Here is a 23178-nt window from a genome sequence, read left to right as displayed (position 1 = left end):
AATCATATCTTCAGGTTTGACATGTAATATTATACTATGGTAGCATTAAAAATAATATCACCATAATTGATTTCAGGAGTAAGATGGTATCGGAAAGAGGTGTTGCGTATGTCTGGAGACATCAGATATGATGCTGAGGTAATAAAAAATGAAAGATTTATTGGCTGTAATAAATTGAATTGCAAGCGATTGGTTTATAATAAAAGGCTATCCGGTAAATTCAGATTATACCTAAGCGACAAAGGAGCTTATAAAAAAGCTTTTGAGTTGATTGCAAAAAAAAGGTTTACCCACCATTGATAAAAATAGGCTGTGAAGCCTATTTTTTTTATTTTTTTGAGTAGACTATATTTATCTGATTTAATTTTACATTGAAGGGATTGATAAAAATGAACAGGAGATTTAAAAAATGGAAAATAACCGCATTTTTTATATTGATATTCTCATCGGTTGCTTTGAAGGCTGCATGGTGCGATACCGCCGACTTAGATGAAAAGCAAATCGCAGGCATTATTCAGAGCGTATACGATGAGAGATGTAAAGCGATGATCAGCGGTGATTGGAAGGCTTTAAGAGAATGCTACGATACATCGAGGAAATATGCACTTTGGTCCTTCGAGCACGAAGCTAAAAGAATAAAGTATCTTCATGATTGGTCCGAGGCAAGGGGAATCAAGCTTATTGATATTAAATCATCTGTATATTTAGGAAAAATAACTAAAAAGGACGGCATGTATTCTGTTTTTCTTACAGAGACTTATAAATTTGAGTATATATACAAGGACGACATAAACCAGACGGTGAATACCTTTGGCACAGGCGTAAGGCATAACGTGGGATTGGTCAATAAAGATGACAAATGGCTGCTGAGCAAGGACTGGTATACGGATTTTCTCCAGGAAGCCTTGTATTCCTATAGCGGGATGTACGTAGGGGCAGGCTCTGAGCTAACTGCTCCGGCTTCAAAGGTAAAATCTCAAAACTCAAAATATGATAGAGAAAAAGCCGCTCAATATGCTGATAAATATTGCGGTATTGCCTGGGGCAGCGGCAATGATTTTAAATATAATTCTAAATATCAGGACTATAACGGCATTGGGGGAGATTGCACCAACTATGTATCACAATGCATAGGAGATAAGGAAGAAGGAGGAGGCATCCCCTTTGACGGAACCTGGTTTGCTACCTATCCCAAATATGGAAAAGCACAGGGCAGCGCAGCCTTCGTAAATGCCAACGCTTTTTGGAATTATATCCTGTACAGCGGCAAGGGCAGATTGATAAAGAAGGGCACCTATAAGGAATTGACCAAGCCTATTGAAGACTATCCCATAGGAATTGTGGGGAAAATCGAGGTTGGAGATTTGCTGTGCTACGAAAAAGACGGCAAGATAGATCATTTTTCAATAATAACCGCCAAGGATTCAAAAGGATATCCCATGATAAATTCCCACACCAGCGATCGATATCATGTCCCCTTTGACTTCGGCTGGAGTGAAAAGTTCACTAAATTCCATCTGATCCATATCGGTTATTAGATATTTTAAATTGTTAATATTTTTATGAATTGCTGCAAACAATAAGTATGGATATTGATTGGGAGGTAATATGATTGTCAAGCAATAAAGATGATAAATTAAATCTGGAGCAGCAAAAGTACAAAGATTTTGCACAGCAGAGAGAATCAAAAAGGCCTGTTTTAACGAATTGCATAAAAGCATTTGTCATCGGAGGAGGCGTATGCGCCTTTGGGCAAATCATTCAGCTTATGTATATACGCTATTTTGGCTTCACAGAAAAGAATGCTGGCGATCCTACGGCAGCAACACTAATAATAATATCCATACTGCTTACAGGCTTAGGAATCTACGATAATATCGCTCAATGGGCCGGAGCGGGAACTGCAGTACCTATTACAGGTTTTGCCAATACAATTTCATCAGCAGCCATAGAGCATAGAAGTGAAGGCTATGTTTTAGGTGTAGGAGGAAATATGTTTAAAATTGCAGGACCTGTGATCGTATTTGGCACTTTTTCTGCTTTTGCTGTCGCCATCATAAAAATGCTATTAAACTATATGGGGGTATTCAGATGATAAAGGGTAATCAAAGCTTTATTTTTGAGTCTAAACCCGTTATTATATCTTCTGCAACCATAGCTGGGCCCTTTGAGGGTGAAGGGCCATTAGCTAAGGATATTGATGTGATACATGAAGATGTATATCTTGGACAGGACAGCTTTGAGAAAGCTGAAAGGATGATGCTGGAGCAAGCAGCTATGAAAGCCCTGGAAAAAGCAGGCGTTAGCAAGTATGACGTAGGGATGCTGATATGTGGTGACTTGATAAATCAAATAATATCAAGCAGCTTTGCTGCCCGAACCATGGGCATTCCTTATTTAGGTATATATGGTGCCTGTTCCAGTTCCATGGAAGGATTGACCATAGCTGCATCCTTTATTGATGGGCAAAAGGTCAAATATGTACTTACGGGAGCCTCGAGCCACAATTGCTGTGCAGAAAAGCAATATAGATATCCTACTGAATATGGCTCACAAAAGCCTCCCACATCTCAGTGGACTGTTACAGGAGCAGGAGCATGCTTATTGGCATCTCAAGGTGTTGGGCCAAAGGTTACATCGGCAACTATCGGGAGGATAGTTGACTTGGGAATAACAGATCCTTTCAATATGGGTGCCGCTATGGCGCCTGCTGCAGTAGATACCATAGAAGCTCATTTCAGAGATATGAACATAGAACCGGATTATTATGACATAATAGTGACCGGTGATTTGGGCTCTATAGGACATAAGATTGCACTGGATAAGCTTCTTGAGAATGGAATAAGAATTCCGGTAAAGATTTTTGGAGATTGCGGCATGATGATATATGACAGTAAGAAGCAACCGGAGGTTCTTTCCGGAGGGAGTGGCTGTGCTAGTTCTGCTGTAACTGTATATGGGCATCTTTTAAATAGGATGAGAAGCGGAGAGATTAAAAAGATGCTGGCAGTTGCTACAGGAGCGCTTCATTCACCTTTAACCTATCAGCAGAAAGAAACCATACCATGTATAGCACATGCTGTAGCTATTGAGATGTAAGGAGGTTTAACCTTGGAAAAAATTATCTGGGCGTTTATTGTAGGCGGATTAATATGTGTTATCGGTCAAATAATGATGGATGTGTTTAAGTTGACTCCAGCTCATACAATGAGTGCTCTTGTTGTAGCAGGAGCAATACTGGGAGGTTTAGGCTTATATGAGCCTCTTGTAAAATTCGCCGGTGCAGGAGCCACAGTGCCAATTTCCAGTTTTGGCAATTCTCTTTTGAAGGGAGCCCTGGAGGAGCTTGATCAACATGGTCCTATAGGAGTGCTTATAGGCATATTTAAACTCACTAGTGCAGGAGTATCATCTGCTATAATATTTGGATTTTTAGCATCATTGGTATTCAAGCCGAAAGGTTGAAGGGGAACGGGGAACACGGATTAGCACGGATTAAACCACGGATTTTCACGGAGGGTATTATTCTTGCTTTTTAATAATATCCGTTCCAATATCTCAATGCTAATTTTAGCAAAACCTCTGCCTTCACTCGGAGCGGCAATTATAGCAGGATTATTGAAAATTGTGGATTGATTGTGAAGAACCTTATAATATAAAATCCTTGCCGTGCTAATCTGTGTAAAAATCAGTGACCTTCCGTGGTTTCCGTTCCCTATTCCATTACTTTATATTCGTTATTGGTCTGTGTAAACACTGCTTTGAAGCCTTTGGTCATATAAATCTTTTTATCTGTCGTGATAAACAAGGCTTCCACATTATCCAGGCTTTCTATCAGCTTCATGCCCTTTTCCAGGCCAAGCACGAATACGGAGGTGGATAGCCCGTCGCCGTCGATGGATTTGTCAGCAATGATTGAGACTCCTGCCAAGCCGTTGTCAGCAGGATAGCCTGTTTTTGGTTCGAGTATATGATGATACCTCTTTCCGTCCTGTTCAAAATATCTCTCATATATTCCCGAAGTTACAACGGTTTTATCCGTCACATTCACTATGCCTATATAATCATTGCGAGGATGATATGGGTCCTGTATTCCTATTTTCCACGGATTGCCGCTGACATTGCTTCCCATGGTAAGGATGTTTCCGCCCAAATTGATGATGGCATGCTTCACACCGTGATCTCTGAGTATGGATGCAACCTCATCGGCGGCATAGCCCTTTGCTATGGCGCCCAGATCGACCTTCATAGCTTCTGCCTCAAGCTTTGCAGTGAGCTTATCCTTATTAAGCGTAAGCTTATTGTAATCTACAAGCTTAAGGCTGTCGGCCAAAATTTGAGGATCGGGAATCGCCGCATACTCTGTGCCTATATTCCAAAGCTTGACTATAGGACCTATGGTGATATCAAATTCTCCTCCGGAAATTTCAGAATAATATTTGCCCTTTTCCAATACATAAAAAGTATCCTCGCTGAGCTCTACCTCATGGGAGCCTGAGGCATCGTTGAGCTTGGTGATCTGGCTTGGATTCTCACTGTTTATTGTCATTTTGGTTTCGATTTCCCTGATCCGATCGAAAGCTGCATCAATAGTTTTTTCATCCTGATGGTCATACAGTGTTATCTCTATCAAAGTGCCCAAAAGATAATTGGACTTTGTTAAAGGAGCCTTGGCCTGCTCCTTGGGACTGCAGCCGATCAATAGAGAAGCCGTCAAAGAAAATATTAATATTATTTTAACCAATCTATGGTTTCTGAGCCTCATATGCAAACCTCCAAATATGAGATAAAATAAATTTTCACAATAGAATTTTATCATAGTATCGGCCAATAGACAAATGAATATTATTTGTTTGCTCATGAATATATTTTGGATAGAAAAAAGTTCTGTTTTGAAAGAAATATGCATTGAAATATGTCGGAAATAATTATATACTATAGTAGAGTAGGCAAGTGATATTGCGGTTCTGGTTGTTAGATAATTCTCAAACATGCAGAACCGGTAATAAGAGAACAGAGAAAGACTTAAACCTGAAAATGGTAAATTCCTGCATATAATTTGGACAGAAAATATTTTGAAATTATAATCTCATACATTTGCACCAGGACATTATACTAACTTTAGAATTATTTGGGTTTGGATTGTCTCATCTCTTATTGAATGAGACTTCATTCGGTAGGGGGTCCGCCCCCACTGAATGTTAGTCGAGTCCATGCTGGACTTAGCCGCCCTTGGGCACCTGCCGCCTCTATAGGCGGGGGTCTTAGGGCGGATTAGTTCAGTGATCAATTAACCTTAGGAGGGGTAAAATGGAAGCAAAAACTAAAATTGTTATTCTCGGCGCCGGGTATGCCGGAGTTGAAGCGGCTAAGGTTTTAAACAAAAGATTTAAGAATGACAGCAGCGTAAAAATAACAATGATCGATCGAAACCCATATCACACTCTTCTTACTGAGCTTCATGAGATTGCAGGACATAGAACACAGAAAGAAAGTGTTATGGTAGACCTGTATCAGGTTTTTAAAGCCACAAAGGTTGAACTGGTTACTGAAGAAGTAATAAAGGTTGACCATGAAAAACAATCGGTGGTTTCTGAAAGGACAAGCTACGAATATGATTACCTGGTTTTGGGCGTGGGCAGTGAGCCTGCATTCTTCGGTGTCCCCGGAGTAAAAGAGAACGCTTTTACCATCTGGTCTTTGAAGGATGCGCTGAAAATCAGACAGCATATTGAAGATGTATTCAGGAGAGCAAGGGAAGAAAAAGACCCTGCAAAGAGAAAGAAGCTTTTGACTATAATCGTTGCGGGCTCAGGATTCACAGGCGTAGAAGTCGTAGGGGAGCTCATGGAGTGGAAAAAGCTTCTCTGTGCGCAGCACGACATTCCCGAATCCGAAGTTTCCTTATACAATGTTGAGGCTATGCCCAACATACTTCCCATTTTAAAGCCGAATCTTCAGGCGAAAGCCAAGAGGTTTATGGAGAAAAAGGGTGTTAAGGTTCTCACAGGCGCCGCCATCGTCAAAGCTGATGAAAATGGTATCGAGCTTAAAGACGGCACCAGGATGGAAACCGATACATTGATCTGGACTTGCGGAGTACAGGGCAACTCTTTCAACATGGAAACAGGCTTTACTGAAGGGAAGAGAAACAGGGTTCAAGTAAATGATTATTTGCAGACGGCTGACAAAGAGAATGTATATGCTGTAGGCGACAATGCCTACTATGAGATAAACGGCAGACCCATACCTCAGATAGTTGAAACTGCAATTCAGACAGGTGCATGTGCAGCCAAGAATATAATTGCAGACATTGAAAAGAAGGAAAAAGAAAAATTCCAGCTGAATACTCATGGCTTTATGGTTTCCGTAGGCAGCCATTATTGTGTTGCAGAGGTTATGGGAGTTCAGATGTCCGGTTTCTTCGCCATGATGATGAAGCATCTGGTAAATATGCACTACCTCTGGGGTGTAGGCGGGCTGAGACTTATCTGGAACTATTTGAGACATGAATTCTTCCATATGGAAGACCGCAGATCCTTCGTCGGCGGACACTTGGCACAAAGGACTCAATCCTTGTGGCTTATCCCGCTGAGACTATATGTAGGCATACTATGGCTTATTGAAGGCATTAATAAGGTCAATGAAGGATGGCTGCAGCCCGGAAATATTAAGATCATACAAGTAGCGGGAAATTCAGCAGCCTCCCAGGCAGCGGCGGGACCGGCACCGATATTATCGGCTCCTCCTGCAATATATCAGTGGTTCATGGACACAGTGGTTGCACCAAATGCAATGCTGTTCCAGACTTCCGTAGTGATCATGGAAATACTCATCGGTTTGGCTTTGATAGCAGGACTGTTCACTTTCCTTGCATCAATAGCATCCATAGGACTGACTGCCAACTTCGTACTATCCGCTATGGCCGGTTATGACATACTTTGGTATGTATTTGCTGCCATAACATTGATGGGCGGAGCCGGAAGGACCTTCGGATTGGATCATTACGTCATACCGTGGATAAAGAAATGGTGGACCAATACAAAATTTGCAAGAGAACGATATTGGTACTTTGACTGATCTTGATTTTATCCCGTTACCTTGAACGAGACTTCATTTTGTGGGGGATGGGAACCCTCACAAAATGTTAGCCGAGTCCATATTGGACTTAACCGCCCTTTGATACCCGCCGCCTATAGGGGCGGGGGCTTAGGGCGGTTTAGTTTAGTGTCGAATGGGTAACGGGATTTTTCAGATGATATATGAATAATATACAGAAAATGTTGAAATTTTCCTTATATTAAAATAAAATTATATAAGGCTTTAAATAAAGAGAAACATAGGTCGGTGATGATTGTGAAGTTGAAAAAAGGGGATATATTGCTGCTTTTGATAGTACTGATAGCGGGTATATCATATTTTGGACTGAAGCTGTTATATAAGGATACCGGGAACAAAACAGTGGTGATTTCAGTAAACGGCAAGGAATATGAAAGGGTCGACATGAGAAACCTAAGCAGTGAAAAGCTGATTCACATTGAACTGGAAGAGGGGAGATATATAGATATAAAGGCGGACAGCAAAGGAGCCTATGTATCTGATGTAGTATGCCCGGATAAAATATGCCAGAAAACCGGTGTCATCGATAGGGTTGGTCAGAGCATCGTATGCCTGCCCAATAAAGTTCAGGTATTCATCGAAGGCAATGAAAAAGCCGATGTAGATGGTGTTTCTCAATAGGAAGTGTTATTTTTGACCAAAACAAGAAAAATGGTTTTATTGAGCATTTTAATATCTCAGGCTTTGGTTCTTCATGTCATTGAGAGGGTTATACCTGTGCCTGTCCCTGTGCCGGGTGTTAAGCTTGGCCTTGCAAATATAATAAGCCTCATTACCATAATGCTTTTTGGGTTCAAGGAGGCTGTTATAGTAGTTGTATTGCGGACATTGCTGAGCTCTCTTTTCGGAGGAGGGCTTTCAAGCTTTCTCTACAGCTTGGCAGGCGGTATTCTGAGCAGCTCTGTGATGGCATATATGTATCTGAAGCATAAGAATATTTTCAGCATACCTACTATAAGCACCGTTGGAGCAGTATTTCATAATATAGGTCAAATTGGAGTTGCAAGTCTGGTTATATCAAATATTCATCTTTTTTATTATCTCCCGGTGCTGTTGATATCAGGAGTTATAACAGGAATTTTGATAGGCTTTACTGTTGAATTTACCGTGGAGCCGGTAAAGAGGATTCTGAAGATAGGGGGTGCATAGGCCTTGGGGAACAAGGACTTTTTGGCGATGGAACTCAATAAGGTTGAGGAGCATCTTTTAAAAACTTTAAAGACGAGAAGCAAGATGGTGGAGGCATCCTTAAAGGACTTTGTAAAAAGCGGAGGCAAAAGGCTCAGGCCTGCCCTTACTATAATAGGATCTACATTCGGCGATTATAAAAGCGAAACGGTCGTGCCCCTTGCCACCTCCATAGAAATAATGCATATGGCCACCTTGATACATGATGACATAGTAGATGACGCAGAGACAAGAAGAGGCACCAAAACCATGCAATCCGCATTGGGTAAAAACACCGCAGTATATTGCGGAGATTTTCTGTTTACCAGAGCTTTTATGCTGGTAGCGGATATGGCTGAGGTGGAAATGATGAAGGATCTGTCAAAAGCGATTGCTTTCATATGCGACAGCGAGATAGATCAAAATGAACAAAAATTCGATCAAACCGTGGATGTGAGAAAATATCTCAAGAGAATAGGCGGGAAGACGGCTGCTCTTTTCTCGCTGAGCATCGGCGTAGGTGCTCACAAGGCGGGCTGCGATAAAAAAATGACCTCAAAGCTATCTAAGATCGGAAGCAATATCGGCATGGCCTTTCAAATCGTAGATGATATTTTGGACTTTACGGGTGATGAAAAAACTGTGGGCAAGCCATTGCTCAGCGATGCAAAGCAGGGGATATTCACCTTGCCGATAATATACTCCTTGCAAAGCGCATACAAGGAACGCACCGTCAGAGCCATCGAAGCTATTGAAGAAGATGGCGGCGAAAGCCTCCTGGAATGTGTAAAGATAAGCGGGGGCCTTGATAGGACGAAAGGCCTTGCGATGAAGTATATAAGCAGGGCTATAAAGCTCAAGGATTCTTTGCCTGACGGCTTTGGAAAGGATGCCATAACGGACATAATAGGGAAACAGCTTGAAAGAAAGTTTTAGGACTTATGTATGGGCAGGTCTCGCACCTGCCCCTTTTAAATTTTTGAATCAATTATAAGGCTGTACACGTCTAAAAATGGTATAATACACATTAGCAGGAATCAAAGGATAGTATAGAGGAGGTAAAAATGGAAAAGATTAAATTTGCAGCTTTTGCAGCAATACTATCGGCAATGCTGTATACTCCCATGTTTTGTGATAATACTGCAGAGGTATGGAACCGGGAGACGGAGGTTTATGCCGAGCGGGATTTAAATGATGATGGGGCGGCAGACCTGAAGATAGAAGTGGCAAAGGGAAAAGGAATCAATGTAAAGCTTGGAGACAAAGCATATGAAGGATTATTCCAATGCTCCATTTCAGATTTTAATGGAGACGGGAAAAAGGAAGCTTTGCTCGTAAATTTGGATAAAAATGCTGATGAGGTTCAATTCCTGCTGTTTGGTATGGAGAAGGAAAAAATGCGATTATTTTCATCCTGGAAGAAGCCGCTGAAGGGTGAATCGCTGGATATATCCTACATATTGAATTCAGATATAAACAAGAACGGGATAATGGAAATGATACCTATTTTCAAGGAAAAGGAAAGCGGCTTCATAAACAGATGGTATATATTGGAGGTAAGCCAGAATAAAATTAAAGAAGTATTGGGTGAAGGCCTTCAGGGCTATAACATAGGCGAGCTTAGAATAACTGAGGACGGAAGAATAATGAAAAAGTCCGTTTCATATGATGAAGCGGGAGAAGCCGTAAGCTACACAAAGGCTTATTTTGCTATAGAAGACGGAAAATACTCATATAAAGCCTCAGAGGGGCCTTTTAAATACTATGGCATAAGCAAGGAAGAAACCGACAAGCTGTTGAAAAAAATATCTGCAGAGGAAGGCGTTCCCTATGAGATAATAAGCTCTATTGCCTACATAGAAAGCCGGGGACAGCAGTTTGTCTGGGGCGAACCCGTCATATCCTTTGACGGCGGAATCGGTATTATGCAGGTAACCCCTATGAACGGTTCTATAACCATACAATACACGGGGGAAACCTTTGGCCCGGAGAATATTGAAAGGATGAAAACCGACGCCGAATTCGATATACGTGTCGGGGCTAAGATACTTTATGATAAATGGCTTTCCAGCTTCGGCGGAGCTTTGCCCAAAGTATCGGATATGAATCCGGATGTGCTGGAAAACTGGTATTTTGCTGTTATGGCTTACAACGGATATAGCAAGGTCAATATGCCCGGATCATCCTGGAAGGGAGCTTATCAAGAAAGAGTGTTTAACAATATCAAAGGCTTCAATAAAGAATATTTTACAGCGGATAAAATTTCAGCCCATGGCTTCGACAGCGACGGCCTGCCCGCCAGAGGCAAGATATATGAATTAGGGGATAAGCTTTCTGTTAGACAAACCACCGGATACGAGTTGAATGCAGGTGATGAGGCTGCTGTAAAGGTGGAAGGCAGCAAATTGAGGAACTCCCCCAACCTTTCTTCCGACGGTGTGATAACCAAGCTGGCTGCGGGCGAAAGGGTCCGTATACTCGAAGACGGAGGCCTTTCATCGGGATACAGATGGTATAAGGTGAGACTTTTGGATAAAGAAACGGAAGGCTATATCGCAGGAGTACTGCTAAAAAAAGATTGATTTGTGCAATAAATTTAATTAGGCGTAGTTGTCTTAACTGATATAAGAGTGCAGCACTGAACTAACTCGCCCTAAGACTCCCACCGCTATAGGCAGTGAGTGTCCAAGGGCGACTAAGTCCAGTGCCCCAGGGCATTTGCAATTGTTATCAGTTAAGACAACAAAAATCATAAGGAAGAGGGGTTGACGAAATGACTTTCATTCAAGCCATATTGCTCGGGATCATACAAGGTATTACAGAGTTTTTGCCTATCAGCAGCTCCGGCCATCTGGTGCTTTTTCAAAAGATATTTGGAGTGGCTGAGCCCTCACTGACCTTCGGCATAGTGGTTCATCTGGGGACTCTTGCGGCAGTATTTGCGGTTTTTTGGAAAGATATAGCCTCAATACTGAGAAGACCCTTCCAAAGGCTCACACTGCTGCTTATTGCGGGGACTATACCTACAGCTATCATTGGAGTGGCCTTCAAGGACTTTTTTGAGAAGGTGTTTGCCAGCGGCAACACATTAGGCTTTGAATTTTTTATAACCGGACTGGTGCTGTACTTTGCAGACAGCTTGAGAAAGGGATATAAGGATGCGGAAGAAACCAGCTTGCTGGATGCGGCTTTTGTCGGCTTGATGCAGGGGGCGGCAATACTGCCGGCTGTATCACGATCGGGCCTTACCATATCGGGAGCATTATTCCGGCATATGGACAGGGATTTTGCAGCCAGATTTTCATTTCTGCTGTCAATACCTGCCATACTTGGGGCAGCGGTATTTGATATGAAGGATGTGCTGGAAGCAGGGGTAGGAAACCTGGATTCTATGAGCTTGGGAGCAGGCTTCATATTTGCGGTTATATTCGGATACATATCCATCAGATATATGTTGAATGTATTAAAGAAGGGCAAGATGAGATATTTTTCTTATTATGTATTTGCATTAGGCGCATTGATATTGATAGATCAGTATTTGACACATATATTCTTTTAAAATATAAATGGGGGCAGCAGCCCCCATTTATTATGCGCTTAAGTTCTTGGACTTCTTTTCCTTCATTGTATGTGCCGCAGTGTAGATCAAGTATACAGCCAGCACAAACAGGACAACGGCAAGAACGCCAAGTATGATATTCCCTGCTGCAAAGAAGTTTTTAACGAGTATTACCAGGGCGGACAATGTGACTGCAAACATGAATATCATGGGTATCATAGTCATCATGTAATCCTTTCCGGTGTTTGCAAACCAGACTGTCAGTGCCAGCAAGGATAGCCCGGCCAGAAGCTGATTTGCCGATCCGAAAATAGGCCAGATCTTGGAGTAGCCGTAAAGGAGAAGAAGGCATGAAGCAGCAACTGTGACGGCAGTAGCAACATACATATTTGAGCCGTTGGTCTTTTCTGTGGTTCCATCCGGTTTATCAAAGAATTCCTGGAAAACATATCTTCCGATTCTGGTTGCCGTATCAAGGCTGGTCAAAGCAAAGGCTGAGAAGGCAAGGATTACAAATACTTTTCCTACTTCAACGGGAAGGCCGAAGCTATTCATAAAGGTGGCAATCCCCGAGGAGAATATGATTGCCGGGGTTCCGGCTGCATCTTTAAATGCAGCTACTGAAATCAATGCCAAAATAGCGACTACTCCCTCTATAAGCATTCCGCCGTAGCCAATGAGCTTGGAATCCTTTTCATTGTTTATCTGCTTTGAGGTTGTTCCCGAGCCTACGAGGGAATGAAAGCCTGATATAGCACCGCAAGCGACCGTTACAAACAGCATGGGGAACAGATACTGGGCCTTGCTGCCTTCGCCGATTGTGAAGCCGTTGGAAGCTGATATGACTATTTCCGGTCTGACGAGAAATACTCCTATTACTCCCCCTATCAGCATCGCATAAAGCAAGAAGGAACATAAATAATCTCTTGGCTGAAGGAGAAGCCATACGGGCAATGTCGATGCGGCAAAGATGTAAATTATGAGGATCACATTCCAGGCCAATTTGGAAAGCTTGAGAACAGGGAAGCTATAGCCTAAGAAAATACAGAAGAATAAAAGAGCTACGCCGATAACCGAAGAAACACTGAGCCTTGCTCCTTTTCTGTAAACAAAATAACCAAAGCCCATTGCTAAGAAAATAAATAGAACCGATGCAGTACCAGCCCTTGCTCCGGTCAAATCCCCTTTGGCAGGATCAAAAGCAAAGGTGCCTGCACATATGTCTGTAAATGCTGCTACCACAAGTACGAGTGTCAGCCATGCAAAGATGTTGAAAAGCATTTTTCCCTTTTGACCGAGGTTGACTCTTATTATTTCACCAATGGATTTTCCTTCGTGCCTTATTGATGCGAATAGAGAACCCCAGTCATGGACGCCGCCTACGAATATGCTTCCGATCACTATCCAAAGATAAACCGGAAGCCAACCGAATACAGATGCCAGAATAGGTCCGGTTATAGGGCCTGCGCCTGCAATGGATGAAAAGTGATGGCCCAGGAGAACATTAGGGTTGGCAGGACAGTAGTCAACATCGTCCCTCAAAGCATTGGCAGGTGTCTTTCTGGAGGGATCGATGCCCCAGGACTTTGCCAGGAAGGCGCCATAACTGACATAGGCGATGAAGAACAAAGCCAAGCCTAATAAAAGAAGTACTAATGAGTTCATAAAATACCCCCCTAAGATTTTATTATAATAAACCCAGCTCCATTGGGAGTTGAGAATATTATCAGGTAAACTGATTCAAGCCTCCATCAAAAGCTATAGAACTTGATTACCTTCTTACCAGGTTTATTAGTAATAATTTGTTCTTTGTCGGGGTTAATAACCAAAAGCCTGATTTCACTCCAACCGTGGAGGGAGAATAAATAAGATTTGCTGTATTTAAATCTCTTAATGATATGTATGAGCTCATCATTGATATTGCTTTGTGTGACTGCGACGCCTGTTATATATGTGCACATATGATCTCTTTTAGGTTCAACATAATTTTCAACTGCTTTTTTCAGAAAGTCGGTGAAATCTGAAAGGGATATGACATTTATGTTTTCTATATGCTTAACATAGCATATTTCATTGATTTCATAGGAATCTATCACATCCTTAGGTCCAAGGAAGGTTCTTCCGTGCACATCCTTGAATTTAGCCATAATATCGATAGATTCATTTAGAATAATCACATCTCTACTCATATTATAATATATGCTATACCTTTCGCACAAATTTCCAATATACGATATCATATCCATTTAATACATCTCCAGACATTATTATGCTCTTACATAAATTTTCTCCATTTCTTTCAAAATTCCTTCTTTTATCGATATGAGCATGATCAAATATATCGAAGACTGTGCATAATATTGCATAAATTATGAATTGCATGACAACAACTTTGACATATATGGCATGGATTTATGTGCTATACAATAAAAACATCCTTGAAAACCCTTAAATATGCTGTTGGCTATGACGTAATAGATTTGGCATGTTTTGTGCAACATTATAAGTTGAATAGAATCAGGAAAGGAGAATTATAGTGGCTGAATATGAAGAACTTCAAGGAAAAAGGGTTGCAGTTGCAGACGAAACAGGATTCCCATAGCTGGCTTTGTCAGAAATGAGAGCAGGAGATTTGATGTAAGGATTTCGCGGCTATACTTAAACAAAATGAATGATTCGAAAGATTTATAAAAAATGAGCTATTATATGCTCTCAGAGGAGGATTAAAAATGAAAGAAAACAACAGTCCGAGTTTTGGTATATGTTTATTTATTGTAATTTCTCTTTTGGTTATAATGGGTGCTTCTCTAGGATTTTTAGGGATTCCGGTCCATATAGCTATGTCAATTTCAATGGCTGTAGCCATAGCGGCGCTTTTATATAGTGGTGTAAAATGGGATTTCATAATATCTTCTATTGAAGATGGCGGGAAAATGGCTATAACAACAGTACTGATATTGTTTATTATAGGTATGGTCATGGGATCATGGATGGCCAGCGGAACTGTACCGGCTATAATATACTGGGGATTAAAATTAATAAACCCAAAAATATTCTTGGTAACAGCATGTCTTGTATGCTGCGTAGTATCAATTTCTACAGGAAGCTCCTGGTCTACGGGCGGAACCATCGGGGTGGCATTAATAGCTGTAGGAGAAGGGCTGGGAATTAATCCTGCGATCACTGCCGGTGCAATCGTATCAGGGGCATATTTTGGAGATAAGATGTCGCCTTTGTCCGATACGACTAACTTATCACCTGCTATTGCCGAAGGCGATCTGTTCGATCATATTAAATCTATGCTTTATACAACCACCCCTTCGTTAATAATAGCATTGATATTATATGGGATAATAGGTGCTAAGTACAGCAGCGATACTTTGGATGTTTCTTCAATAAATACAACCTTGGAAGTGATAAAACAAACCTTTAATTTAAATTTCCTTGTGTGGATCCCACCAATATTAGTAATCATCCTTGCGATTAAAAAAGTCCCTGCACTGATCAGTTTACTTTTTTCAGCCATAATAGCAGCTCTCATTGCTGTTTTCGTTCAAGGAGAAACGATATCATCAATCACCACGATAATGGATACCGGATTCGCATCAAATGTGGGTATAGCCTCCGTAGATAAATTGCTTAGCAGAGGCGGACTGCAAAATATGGCTTATACAGTTACATTGACCTTGATTGTTATGCCTTATGGTGCCATACTTGAAAAAACACAGGTGCTCAGCGTACTTCTTGAAAAATTCAAAGTTCTAACAAAGAGCGTGGGTTCATTGGTTACTTCAACAGTGCTCACCGCAATTGGTCTGAATATAGTCACCTCAAGCCAATATATGTCTCTTGTTCTGACAGGAAGGATGTATCTTCAGGCATACAAAGATAAGGATATGCTGCCTCAGACTCTATCCAGAACATTGGAGGATTCGGCAACCATGACTTCACCTTTAGTTCCGTGGAATCTATGCGCATTGTTCTTTGCAGGCGCTTTAGGCGTACCTACCATATCTTATCTGCCCTATGCTTTCTTGAATTGGATTTCCCCATTGGTCGCTATTATATTTGCATGGCTGGGTTTGTTCCAATGGAAGACTGGGGCGATATATAGCAATAAGACGTATAGACCTATTGATGCTAAAGAGGGAATAGCTGATAATTAGCCTTAAGAAATAATTTGATTATACTATATAGGAGGGATAGCTCCTTATCTTTAGGGATGCTTTATGCCATATGAAGGTAAGAGCTATTCTTGCTAATATAGTTTATATTTGTAAGGACGTGATCATATTGAAGTTAATACTACTAAACGGGAAAATATATACGATGAATAAAGATGATATGGTAGCTGAAGCCATGTATATCAAAGATGGGAAGTTTGAGAAGATTGGCGCAAATGAGGAGATGTCCGATTATATAAACGAGGCTGACAGTATTATAGATTTAGAAAATAAAGCGGTGTATCCGGGATTTATAGATAGCCATATGCATTTAGCCATGCTTGGAGCTAATTTATACGAATGCAACCTTGCAGGAGTAAAATCAAAAGAAGAGTTGATCGGTAAAGTAAAGCGCTATATTTCTGAAAATAGTATCCCATCCGGAGCATGGGTCACCGGAAAAGGATGGAATGAGGATTATTTTGACGTTAAGGAGCTCCCTTCACGCAGTGATTTAGATAAGATTTCTGCCAAGCATAATATATGCCTGACAAGAGGCTGCTATCACATGTGCGTCATAAACAGCAGAGCACTGGATAGCATCGGTATTAACAAGGATAATAATAAAATAGAAAATGGGATATTTGATATAGATGAAAATGGAATACCTACTGGAATCTGCAGAGAAAGTGCTATGAAATATGTTTATGCCCAACTCCCTGCTGTGACCAAAGATACTATTAAGAAATATATAGAAATAGCATCAAAATATTTATTATCAAGAGGAATAACTTCTGCACAAACTGACGATTTTATGCTTCCGGGAGTAAAATGGCAGGATGTTATCGATGCTTACACAGAAATGAACGATGAAGGAAAGTTATCTATTAGAATATACGAACAATGCTTGCTTCCATCCGTGGAAGAGCTGAAGGTTTTTACCAATAAAGGCTACAGGACAGGCAAAGGGAATGAACATTTCAAAATAGGTCCGCTGAAGATACTTGCAGATGGAAATTTAGGCACGAGAACAGCATACTTAAAAGAACCATACAGTGATGATGAAACTAAAACCGGAATTCCTCAATATACACAAGAGAAGCTGGATGATCTGATCAAATTTGCGGCTGAATCAGGAATGCAAATTGCAGCACATTCAATAGGTGATAAATCTACTCATATGCTTATAGAATCTATAGAAAAGCTGCCTCAAACATTAAAAGGTAAGGATTTGCGTTGCAACATAATTCATTGCCAAATTACTGATGATGAGATTATTGATAAGTTTAAGAAACTGGATATCATTGCTAATGTACAGCCAATATTCTTAAATTATGACATACATATGGCTGAGGCAAGGCTCGGGCATAGCAGAGTCATAAGATCATATAATTGGAGGACTCTCTTAGAAAAAGGCATAAAAGTGGCATTAGGTTCAGATAGTCCGGTAGAATTGCCGGATACTGTATATGGAATTTATTCTGCAGTCACAAGGAAGGATCTGAATGGACATCCTGAAGGCGGCTGGTATCCTGATGAAAAGCTAACTGTAAAACAGGCTGTCAGTGGCTTTACTGAAGGTGCAGCATATGCTTCTTTCGAGGAAAATATTAAAGGTTCAATAGAGAAAGGGAAATTAGCTGATTTTATTATATCATCTGAGGATCTATTTGAAATCGATCCTGATGAGATAAAAGATGTCACAGTTCTAAAGACATATATTGATGGCAAACTGGTCTATGATGCTGACAAAAAGGACAATAAATAAGAAGGTGATTGTATGGATCTGATTTTAATGAACGGCAAAGTTGTTACCATGGATTCTTCGAGAACAATTGCGGAAGCTGTGGCTATAGAGGATGGAAGGATTGTTAAAGCCGGAAAAGATGATGAAATATTTTCTTTAAGGAGCGATGATACAAGAGTCATCGACTTGAAGGGTAAAATGGTATTGCCGGGTTTTAATGAAAGTCATATGCACTTGTTGAATTATGCATACAGCTTGAAAAAGGTTGATTGCAGCGGTGCCAAATCAATTGATGAAATTATTGAGAGAGCGAAGAGCTTTATAAAAGAAAATAAACCAAAACCAGGAGAATGGATTTTGGGAAGAGGATGGAATCAAATTTTATTTGAAGAAAAAAGAGAACTCACCAGGCATGATCTGGATAGGATCTCCACTGAACATCCCATATGCTTTACAAGAATCTGCGAACATGCCGTGGCGGCAAATACCATGGCAATAGAGCGAGCGGGTGTCACAAGCAAAACGCCTCAGCCGTTGGGCGGACATTTTGATGTGGATGAAAAGGGTGAACCTCTGGGGATGTTCAGAGAGACGGCAAGATATATGATATATGAAATCATACCGGATGCCAGCGTGGAAGATATGAAAGCAATGCTGAAGGATGCTGCCCGGATAGCTGCCGGTTATGGGGTGACTTCGATTCAGACCGATGATTTTGAAACCTTTGCAAGCAAGGATTATCAAAAGATAATAAAGGCATATAAGGAGCTTGCAAAAGAAGGGGCCTTGCCGGTTAGAGTATATGAGCAATGCCTGCTGCCCCAGATCGAAAGATTAAAACAATTCTTGAGCCTTGGATATAAAACCGGCCAGGGTGATGAATATTTCAAAATCGGCCCCTTAAAGCTATTGACGGACGGGTCGTTGGGAGCAAGAACAGCATACCTATGCAACCCCTATGCAGATGACCCCTCGACAAAGGGAATAAGCGTGTTCACTCAGGACGAGTTGAATGAATTGGTCATAACTGCCCACAATGGCGGAATGCAGATAGCAACACATGCAATAGGCGATGGAGCGATGTATATGTGCTTTGAGGCCTTCAAGAAGGCTCAGGAACAAAACCCAAAAGAGGATCCGAGATTTGGAATTATACACTTGCAGATCACAGATGAAGTGCTGCTCGAGAAATTCAAAGAACAAAATGTCATAGCTTATGCCGAACCCATATGCTTGAATAATGATCTGCATATGATTGAAGACAGGGTGGGAAAGGAAAGGTCAAAAACCACATATAATTATAGGTATTTAGCTGATAATGGTGTCCATGTAGCCATATCATCAGATTGCCCTGTGGATTCGCTGAATCCGATGAAGAACATTTATGTTGCAGTCACAAGAAAGGATTATGAAGGATATCCGGAGGACGGCTGGCTGCCTGAACAGAGGCTGACGATCGACCAGGCTCTTTATGGATTTACAATGGGTTCGGCTTATGCGTCCTTTGAAGAAAATGTGAAAGGTTCCATTGAACCGGGCAAGTATGCAGACATGGTAATTATTTCAGAGGATATATATGCTATAAATCCTGACGATATTCAAAATATAAAAGTTGAAATGACAATTGTCGGCGGCAAAGTCGTGTTCGCTCAAGCCTGATATTTTACCATTTCATAAGCCATATATGCTGCATAAAATGTTGATAGTATTTTATGCAGCATATATTTTTCTTCAAATATATTCCCTGGGTATTCTGGGGCTGATCCACATCAATATGTCCAAAGTCATAAAATCCTCCCATTGCTCCGGGCATATTTCTACATTGTCGCCGACTGCAGCATCAAGCCCGGATACATCGACCATAGTCATATCCATGGTTATTCTTCCTATAACTTTCACAGGATGGCCTTTTACCAAAATCAATATCCTTCCTGTACCGGTAAATCCGTCCCCATACCCTATGGGAAGGGTGGCCACTTTTGTTCTCTTGCCGGCTTTGTATCTCAAACCGTAGCTGATGCCCTCACCTGCTTCTATTTCTTTGACATGGCATATCTCAGTATATAAGGACATGACCCTTTTCAATCCTATACCATTCTTTTTGGCCTCATGCTCAAGGCAATAGCCTAACAGGATTCTGCCCGCCCTTACCATATCATAGTTCAATCCGGGCATATCCATTATGGCGGCACTATTTGACACATGTTTTATGGGAATTTTCAGGCCCCTTACTTTTAACTCCTCCACTACATGATTAAATCTTTCCGCTTGTTTATATGTGAAGGCTCTGTCTTCATCTGCAACGGCAAAATGTGTAAATATGCCTTCTATGAATATATTGGGAAGTTTTGATATCTTAATTATTTCATCGATCGATTCTTCATCAGCCTTCATGCCGATCCTGTTCATCCCGGTATCAAGCTTGATGTGGAATATTGCAGTTTTCCCAAGCTCTGCGGCTGCCCTGGAAAAAGCTTCTGCCGACTCGTAGGAATAGATTGTCTGAGTTATTTCATTTTCTATCACTTCTTTGGCCTGGTATGCCGGTGTATAGCCAAGTATCAGGATAGGAACTTCCTTATATGCTTTTCTGAGCTCGACAGCCTCTGATAACATGGCTACTCCAAACCGGTCAATACCGTTTTTCAGCATAACCTCCCCTGCCTTTACTGCTCCGTGCCCCTGGGCATTCCCTTTTACTATTCCCATTATCATGGTCTCAGGTCTTACCAGCTTCCTGACTTCTCTGCAGTTGTATGCAAGGTTGCCCAGATTTATTTCCATCCATGTCGGGCGAGAATGATCGCTCATGCTTATTTCCTCCTATATCAATAAATATATATAATTATTGCAATCATCATGCCAAGGCTTATACTGGAATCAAGCCGAGAAATGGGCATTAATATTGCATAAATTGTGAATTGCATGACAAATAGTTTGCCATATATGGCATGAATTTGCGGAATATTCAATAAAGACAGCCTGAAAATGCTTAAATATGCTTATGACTATGATATAATAGATTTGGCATGTTTTATGCAACATCGTAAACTAAATAAAGTTAAGAAAGGGGGATCATAATGGCTAAGTATGATGAATTTCAAGGGAAAAGGGTTGTAGTCACCGGCGGAGCAAGCGGCATAGGCTTTGCAACAGCCAAACGTTTTGCCAAAGAGGGAGCAAAAGTTGTCATATTCGATTGGAATGAAGACGCTCTGAAGAAGGTTTTGAAAGACAACCCGGACTTAACAGGAGGAGTGAGAGTCGATGTAAGCGATCCTGCAAGCGTAAAGGAAGGATTTTTGAAGGTGGATGAAATCATCGGCGGCATAGACGTGCTGATATCCAATGCGGGAATAAGCGTGAGAAATCTCGTGAAAGACACAGATTTTGAACAGTGGTCAAAGGTTATGGGCATCAATCTCGGAGGAATGTTCCTTTGCTCCAAGGAAGCGCTGAACAGGATGGAAAAGCAAAAATCCGGCGTGATTTTGTTTACCGCATCAACCAATGGCATGGAGGCTCACCCATATTATGCCGACTATAATGCTTCAAAGGCAGGAGTCATACTCCTGGGAAGGACTCTGGCATTGGAATATGCGCCTTATATCAGAGTAAACTCCATATGCCCGGGTTATGTTCTGACCCCGATGCAGAAGGCGGAATATACGGAAGAAATGCTTGAAAAAGTAAATCAGGGCATACCCATGAAGAGACATGCCGCTCCCGAAGAGGTAGCCGCGTTGTTCGCATTCCTGGCATCAGACGAAGCAAGCTACATCACCGGTCAGCACATACCCATTGACGGCGGAGAAACTGCCTAAAAAGTAATTGCAATGATACCGAAATTACTAACAATAATGAGGAGGTTATAAAATGGCATTTTTTAAGATTACTCCTATTTTTCTACTGGCAGGTTTGATGATTTCAGGGATGGATTTGGTTATGGCGGCTCCATTGGCCACAATTTATGCAGCAGTTGTAGCCGCTATAACAGAAAAGCATAAATATGATGAAATAATGGAAAATGGTTTTACTGCCGTAAAGGAAATGATTGTGGTATTTTTCATATTGATGTTTGCTTATGCAGTTGCAGAAACCTTTATGGCTACAGGGGTAGGAGCCTCTATCATTATTATATCTTTGAAGCTTGGAGTAACGGCTAAATCCGTGGCTGTTGTCGGATTTATGGTTACTGCTTTCCTATCAATTGCAACAGGTACTTCCTGGGGCACCTTTGCATCCTGTGCGCCTGTATTCCTATGGCTTAATCATATAGTCGGAGGCAATATATTGCTTACAGTTGCTGCAATCGCAGGCGGCTCCTGCTTCGGAGACAATATCGGACTGATATCTGATACAACTGTGGTAAGCTCCGGATTGCAAAAGGTTAATGTTACTGACAGGGTCAGACACCAGGGAGTGTGGTCTGCAACTTGTTTGGTGATTGCCGGAATCCTTTTCTATGTAGTAGGGCTGGCTATGGGATTGCCTTCAGAAGTGGGCAATGCAGCAGAAGCCATAAATCAAATAACCCCGGACGTGTTCGAGCGATTGGCAGAAGTAAGGCCTGCAGCAGTAACATTGCTGGAGCAGGTAAGGTCAGGAGTCCCATATTTTATGGTAATTCCTATGATCATAGTAATAGCTGTTGCATTTAAGGGAGTTCCTACGATGATATGCCTTGGTACCGGTATCGTATCAGCCCTTATATTTGGATTGTTTGCAGGTACTGTAGAGTCCGTCGGCAGCTTTTTGGAATTGGTGCAGGCAGGCTTTGAAAGTGCCGGAAGCTGGTCTGTTGTAATGATGCTCTGGATCGGTGCCTTTGGAGGCATAATGAGGAGCATTAAAGCCTTTGAACCTATATCAAATTTTGTGCTGAAAATTTCTAGAAGCGTAAGGCAACTGATGTTTTACAATGGAATTATGTGCTTGATAGGCAATGCTGCACTGGCTGACGAAATGGCGCAGATTGTAACAATAGGCCCGATCATAAAAGAAATGACAGATGAAAATGTAGAAGCGAGCGAAGAGGATATGTATAAATTAAGGCTCAGAAACTCAACATTCTCGGATGCTATGGGTGTTTTCGGCTCCCAGCTGGTTCCATGGCACTGCTATATGGGATTCTATGTAGCCGTATGTATGGCTGTATATCCGCTTCATGCATTTACTCCTTTTGATATTATGAAATATAATTTTATGGCATTTGTAGCCGTATTCTCTATTTTGATATTGACCATAACCGGATGGGATAGGTTTATACCGCTGTTCAAGCTGCCCTCAGAGCCTCAGGTCAGGTTGAAGAAAAAATCAACCTCTGTAAAAACAGGGAATGTTCAAGGATAATATCTATAAAACCTCATAAATCACACCGTGCTGCATAAAATGGCAATAACATTTTATGCAGCATTTTATTG

General features: G+C 41.3%; 20 protein-coding genes. 16 read left to right on the top strand and 4 right to left on the bottom strand.

The features are described 5' to 3' along the window. Nucleotides 1–108: 108 nt before the first annotated feature. From LJD61_RS18730 to spoVAE, 5 genes are all read left to right on the top strand, one after another. Nucleotides 109–300, top strand: coding sequence for a hypothetical protein (locus LJD61_RS18730; protein WP_255229096.1), 192 nt, complete (start codon nt 109–111; stop codon nt 298–300). A gap of 89 nt (nt 301–389) precedes the next feature. Beyond that, on the top strand, nt 390–1538 hold the full coding sequence (locus tag LJD61_RS18725; protein WP_255229095.1) for an amidase domain-containing protein: 1149 nt from the start codon (nt 390–392) through the stop codon (nt 1536–1538). Nucleotides 1539–1612: 74 nt separating this feature from the next. Beyond that, nucleotides 1613–2095, top strand: a complete 483-nt coding sequence (gene spoVAC / locus LJD61_RS18720; protein ID WP_255229094.1) for a stage V sporulation protein AC — start codon at nt 1613–1615, stop codon at nt 2093–2095. Then, nucleotides 2092–3099: a stage V sporulation protein AD gene (spoVAD, locus tag LJD61_RS18715; RefSeq protein ID WP_255229093.1), complete on the top strand. Its 1008-nt coding sequence runs from the start codon at nt 2092–2094 to the stop codon at nt 3097–3099. The genes spoVAC and spoVAD overlap by 4 nt, the downstream gene beginning before the upstream one ends. 12 nt (nt 3100–3111) lie before the next feature. Then, nucleotides 3112–3465 (top strand): stage V sporulation protein AE, encoded by a 354-nt coding sequence (spoVAE, locus tag LJD61_RS18710; protein ID WP_255229092.1) that lies wholly within the window; start codon nt 3112–3114, stop codon nt 3463–3465. 250 nt (nt 3466–3715) lie between these two features. Here the strand turns inward: spoVAE and LJD61_RS18705 are convergent, their stop codons facing one another. After that, a complete protein-coding gene (locus tag LJD61_RS18705) occupies nt 3716–4765 on the bottom strand; it encodes an FAD:protein FMN transferase (RefSeq protein ID WP_255229091.1) in 1050 nt (349 codons plus the stop codon). A 545-nt stretch (nt 4766–5310) separates the two neighbouring features. Here LJD61_RS18705 and LJD61_RS18700 point away from each other — a divergent pair. The 6 genes from LJD61_RS18700 to LJD61_RS18675 all read left to right on the top strand — a co-directional run bounded on the left by LJD61_RS18700 (nt 5311) and on the right by LJD61_RS18675 (nt 11845). Further along, on the top strand, nt 5311–7080 hold the full coding sequence (locus LJD61_RS18700) for an FAD-dependent oxidoreductase (RefSeq protein WP_255229090.1): 1770 nt from the start codon (nt 5311–5313) through the stop codon (nt 7078–7080). Nucleotides 7081–7350: 270 nt separating this feature from the next. Next, the gene (locus LJD61_RS18695; protein WP_255229097.1) at nt 7351–7740 is read left to right on the top strand and encodes a NusG domain II-containing protein; all 390 of its coding nucleotides are present in this window, start codon (nt 7351–7353) and stop codon (nt 7738–7740) included. A gap of 3 nt (nt 7741–7743) precedes the next feature. Further along, nucleotides 7744–8268 (top strand): Gx transporter family protein, encoded by a 525-nt coding sequence (locus LJD61_RS18690; protein ID WP_408615865.1) that lies wholly within the window; start codon nt 7744–7746, stop codon nt 8266–8268. Between the two features lie 3 nt (nt 8269–8271). After that, complete coding sequence (locus tag LJD61_RS18685) at nt 8272–9222, top strand: polyprenyl synthetase family protein (RefSeq protein ID WP_255229088.1); 951 nt, start codon at nt 8272–8274, stop codon at nt 9220–9222. A 128-nt stretch (nt 9223–9350) separates the two neighbouring features. After that, nucleotides 9351–10868, top strand: a complete 1518-nt coding sequence (locus LJD61_RS18680) for an SH3 domain-containing protein (RefSeq protein WP_255229087.1) — start codon at nt 9351–9353, stop codon at nt 10866–10868. A 191-nt stretch (nt 10869–11059) separates the two neighbouring features. Then, entirely contained in the window at nt 11060–11845 is a 786-nt protein-coding gene (locus tag LJD61_RS18675) for an undecaprenyl-diphosphate phosphatase (protein WP_255229086.1), read from the top strand. A 30-nt stretch (nt 11846–11875) separates the two neighbouring features. On the opposite strand, the gene LJD61_RS18670 is transcribed toward LJD61_RS18675, so the two are convergent. Together LJD61_RS18670 and LJD61_RS18665 are read right to left on the bottom strand one after the other, a co-directional pair. Continuing rightward, nucleotides 11876–13510: a carbon starvation CstA family protein gene (locus LJD61_RS18670; protein WP_255229085.1), complete on the bottom strand. Its 1635-nt coding sequence runs from the start codon at nt 13508–13510 to the stop codon at nt 11876–11878. 86 nt (nt 13511–13596) lie between these two features. Beyond that, the gene (locus LJD61_RS18665) at nt 13597–14091 is read right to left on the bottom strand and encodes a hypothetical protein (RefSeq protein WP_255229084.1); all 495 of its coding nucleotides are present in this window, start codon (nt 14089–14091) and stop codon (nt 13597–13599) included. A 483-nt stretch (nt 14092–14574) separates the two neighbouring features. Between LJD61_RS18665 and nhaC the strand changes: the two genes are divergently transcribed. The 3 genes from nhaC (at nt 14575) to LJD61_RS18650 (ending at nt 19414) form a co-directional block, all read left to right on the top strand. Continuing rightward, nucleotides 14575–16011: a Na+/H+ antiporter NhaC gene (gene nhaC, locus LJD61_RS18660; protein ID WP_255229083.1), complete on the top strand. Its 1437-nt coding sequence runs from the start codon at nt 14575–14577 to the stop codon at nt 16009–16011. A 163-nt stretch (nt 16012–16174) separates the two neighbouring features. After that, nucleotides 16175–17776 (top strand): amidohydrolase, encoded by a 1602-nt coding sequence (locus LJD61_RS18655; protein WP_255229082.1) that lies wholly within the window; start codon nt 16175–16177, stop codon nt 17774–17776. Nucleotides 17777–17788: 12 nt separating this feature from the next. Further along, nucleotides 17789–19414 carry an amidohydrolase gene (locus tag LJD61_RS18650; protein WP_255229081.1) on the top strand — a complete coding sequence of 542 codons (1626 nt, stop codon included), beginning with the start codon at nt 17789–17791 and terminating at the stop codon, nt 19412–19414. Between the two features lie 72 nt (nt 19415–19486). Here LJD61_RS18650 and alr read toward each other — a convergent pair whose 3' ends face one another. Beyond that, entirely contained in the window at nt 19487–20566 is a 1080-nt protein-coding gene (alr, locus tag LJD61_RS18645; RefSeq protein ID WP_255229080.1) for an alanine racemase, read from the bottom strand. A gap of 269 nt (nt 20567–20835) precedes the next feature. Here alr and LJD61_RS18640 point away from each other — a divergent pair, with 269 nt between their 5' ends. Further along, the gene (locus tag LJD61_RS18640) at nt 20836–21579 is read left to right on the top strand and encodes an SDR family NAD(P)-dependent oxidoreductase (protein ID WP_255229079.1); all 744 of its coding nucleotides are present in this window, start codon (nt 20836–20838) and stop codon (nt 21577–21579) included. Between the two features lie 52 nt (nt 21580–21631). Then, on the top strand, nt 21632–23107 hold the full coding sequence (locus LJD61_RS18635) for a Na+/H+ antiporter NhaC family protein (RefSeq protein WP_255229078.1): 1476 nt from the start codon (nt 21632–21634) through the stop codon (nt 23105–23107). Nucleotides 23108–23178: the final 71 nt, after the last annotated feature.

Origin of the sequence: Lutispora saccharofermentans, from assembly GCF_024363565.1 — a bacterium.
Taxonomy (GTDB): Bacteria; Bacillota; Clostridia; order Lutisporales; family Lutisporaceae; genus Lutispora; species Lutispora saccharofermentans.
Note: the sequence above shows the minus strand (reverse complement) of the source record. Positions and strands in the feature narration are given on the sequence as shown.

What these genes read in the sequence shown, in the direction of transcription:
- LJD61_RS18665 (WP_255229084.1), bottom strand. Translation starts at nt 14,091, where the DNA reads ATGGATATGATATCGTATATTGGAAATTTGTGCGAAAGGTATAGCATA.
- LJD61_RS18700 (WP_255229090.1), top strand. Translation starts at nt 5,311, where the DNA reads ATGGAAGCAAAAACTAAAATTGTTATTCTCGGCGCCGGGTATGCCGGA.
- nhaC (WP_255229083.1), top strand. Translation starts at nt 14,575, where the DNA reads ATGAAAGAAAACAACAGTCCGAGTTTTGGTATATGTTTATTTATTGTA.
- LJD61_RS18725 (WP_255229095.1), top strand. Translation starts at nt 390, where the DNA reads ATGAACAGGAGATTTAAAAAATGGAAAATAACCGCATTTTTTATATTG.
- LJD61_RS18655 (WP_255229082.1), top strand. Translation starts at nt 16,175, where the DNA reads ATGAATAAAGATGATATGGTAGCTGAAGCCATGTATATCAAAGATGGG.
- LJD61_RS18640 (WP_255229079.1), top strand. Translation starts at nt 20,836, where the DNA reads ATGGCTAAGTATGATGAATTTCAAGGGAAAAGGGTTGTAGTCACCGGC.
- LJD61_RS18675 (WP_255229086.1), top strand. Translation starts at nt 11,060, where the DNA reads ATGACTTTCATTCAAGCCATATTGCTCGGGATCATACAAGGTATTACA.
- spoVAD (WP_255229093.1), top strand. Translation starts at nt 2,092, where the DNA reads ATGATAAAGGGTAATCAAAGCTTTATTTTTGAGTCTAAACCCGTTATT.
- LJD61_RS18635 (WP_255229078.1), top strand. Translation starts at nt 21,632, where the DNA reads ATGGCATTTTTTAAGATTACTCCTATTTTTCTACTGGCAGGTTTGATG.
- alr (WP_255229080.1), bottom strand. Translation starts at nt 20,566, where the DNA reads ATGAGCGATCATTCTCGCCCGACATGGATGGAAATAAATCTGGGCAAC.
- LJD61_RS18670 (WP_255229085.1), bottom strand. Translation starts at nt 13,510, where the DNA reads ATGAACTCATTAGTACTTCTTTTATTAGGCTTGGCTTTGTTCTTCATC.
- LJD61_RS18730 (WP_255229096.1), top strand. Translation starts at nt 109, where the DNA reads ATGTCTGGAGACATCAGATATGATGCTGAGGTAATAAAAAATGAAAGA.
- LJD61_RS18680 (WP_255229087.1), top strand. Translation starts at nt 9,351, where the DNA reads ATGGAAAAGATTAAATTTGCAGCTTTTGCAGCAATACTATCGGCAATG.
- LJD61_RS18695 (WP_255229097.1), top strand. Translation starts at nt 7,351, where the DNA reads ATGATTGTGAAGTTGAAAAAAGGGGATATATTGCTGCTTTTGATAGTA.
- LJD61_RS18650 (WP_255229081.1), top strand. Translation starts at nt 17,789, where the DNA reads ATGGATCTGATTTTAATGAACGGCAAAGTTGTTACCATGGATTCTTCG.
- LJD61_RS18705 (WP_255229091.1), bottom strand. Translation starts at nt 4,765, where the DNA reads ATGAGGCTCAGAAACCATAGATTGGTTAAAATAATATTAATATTTTCT.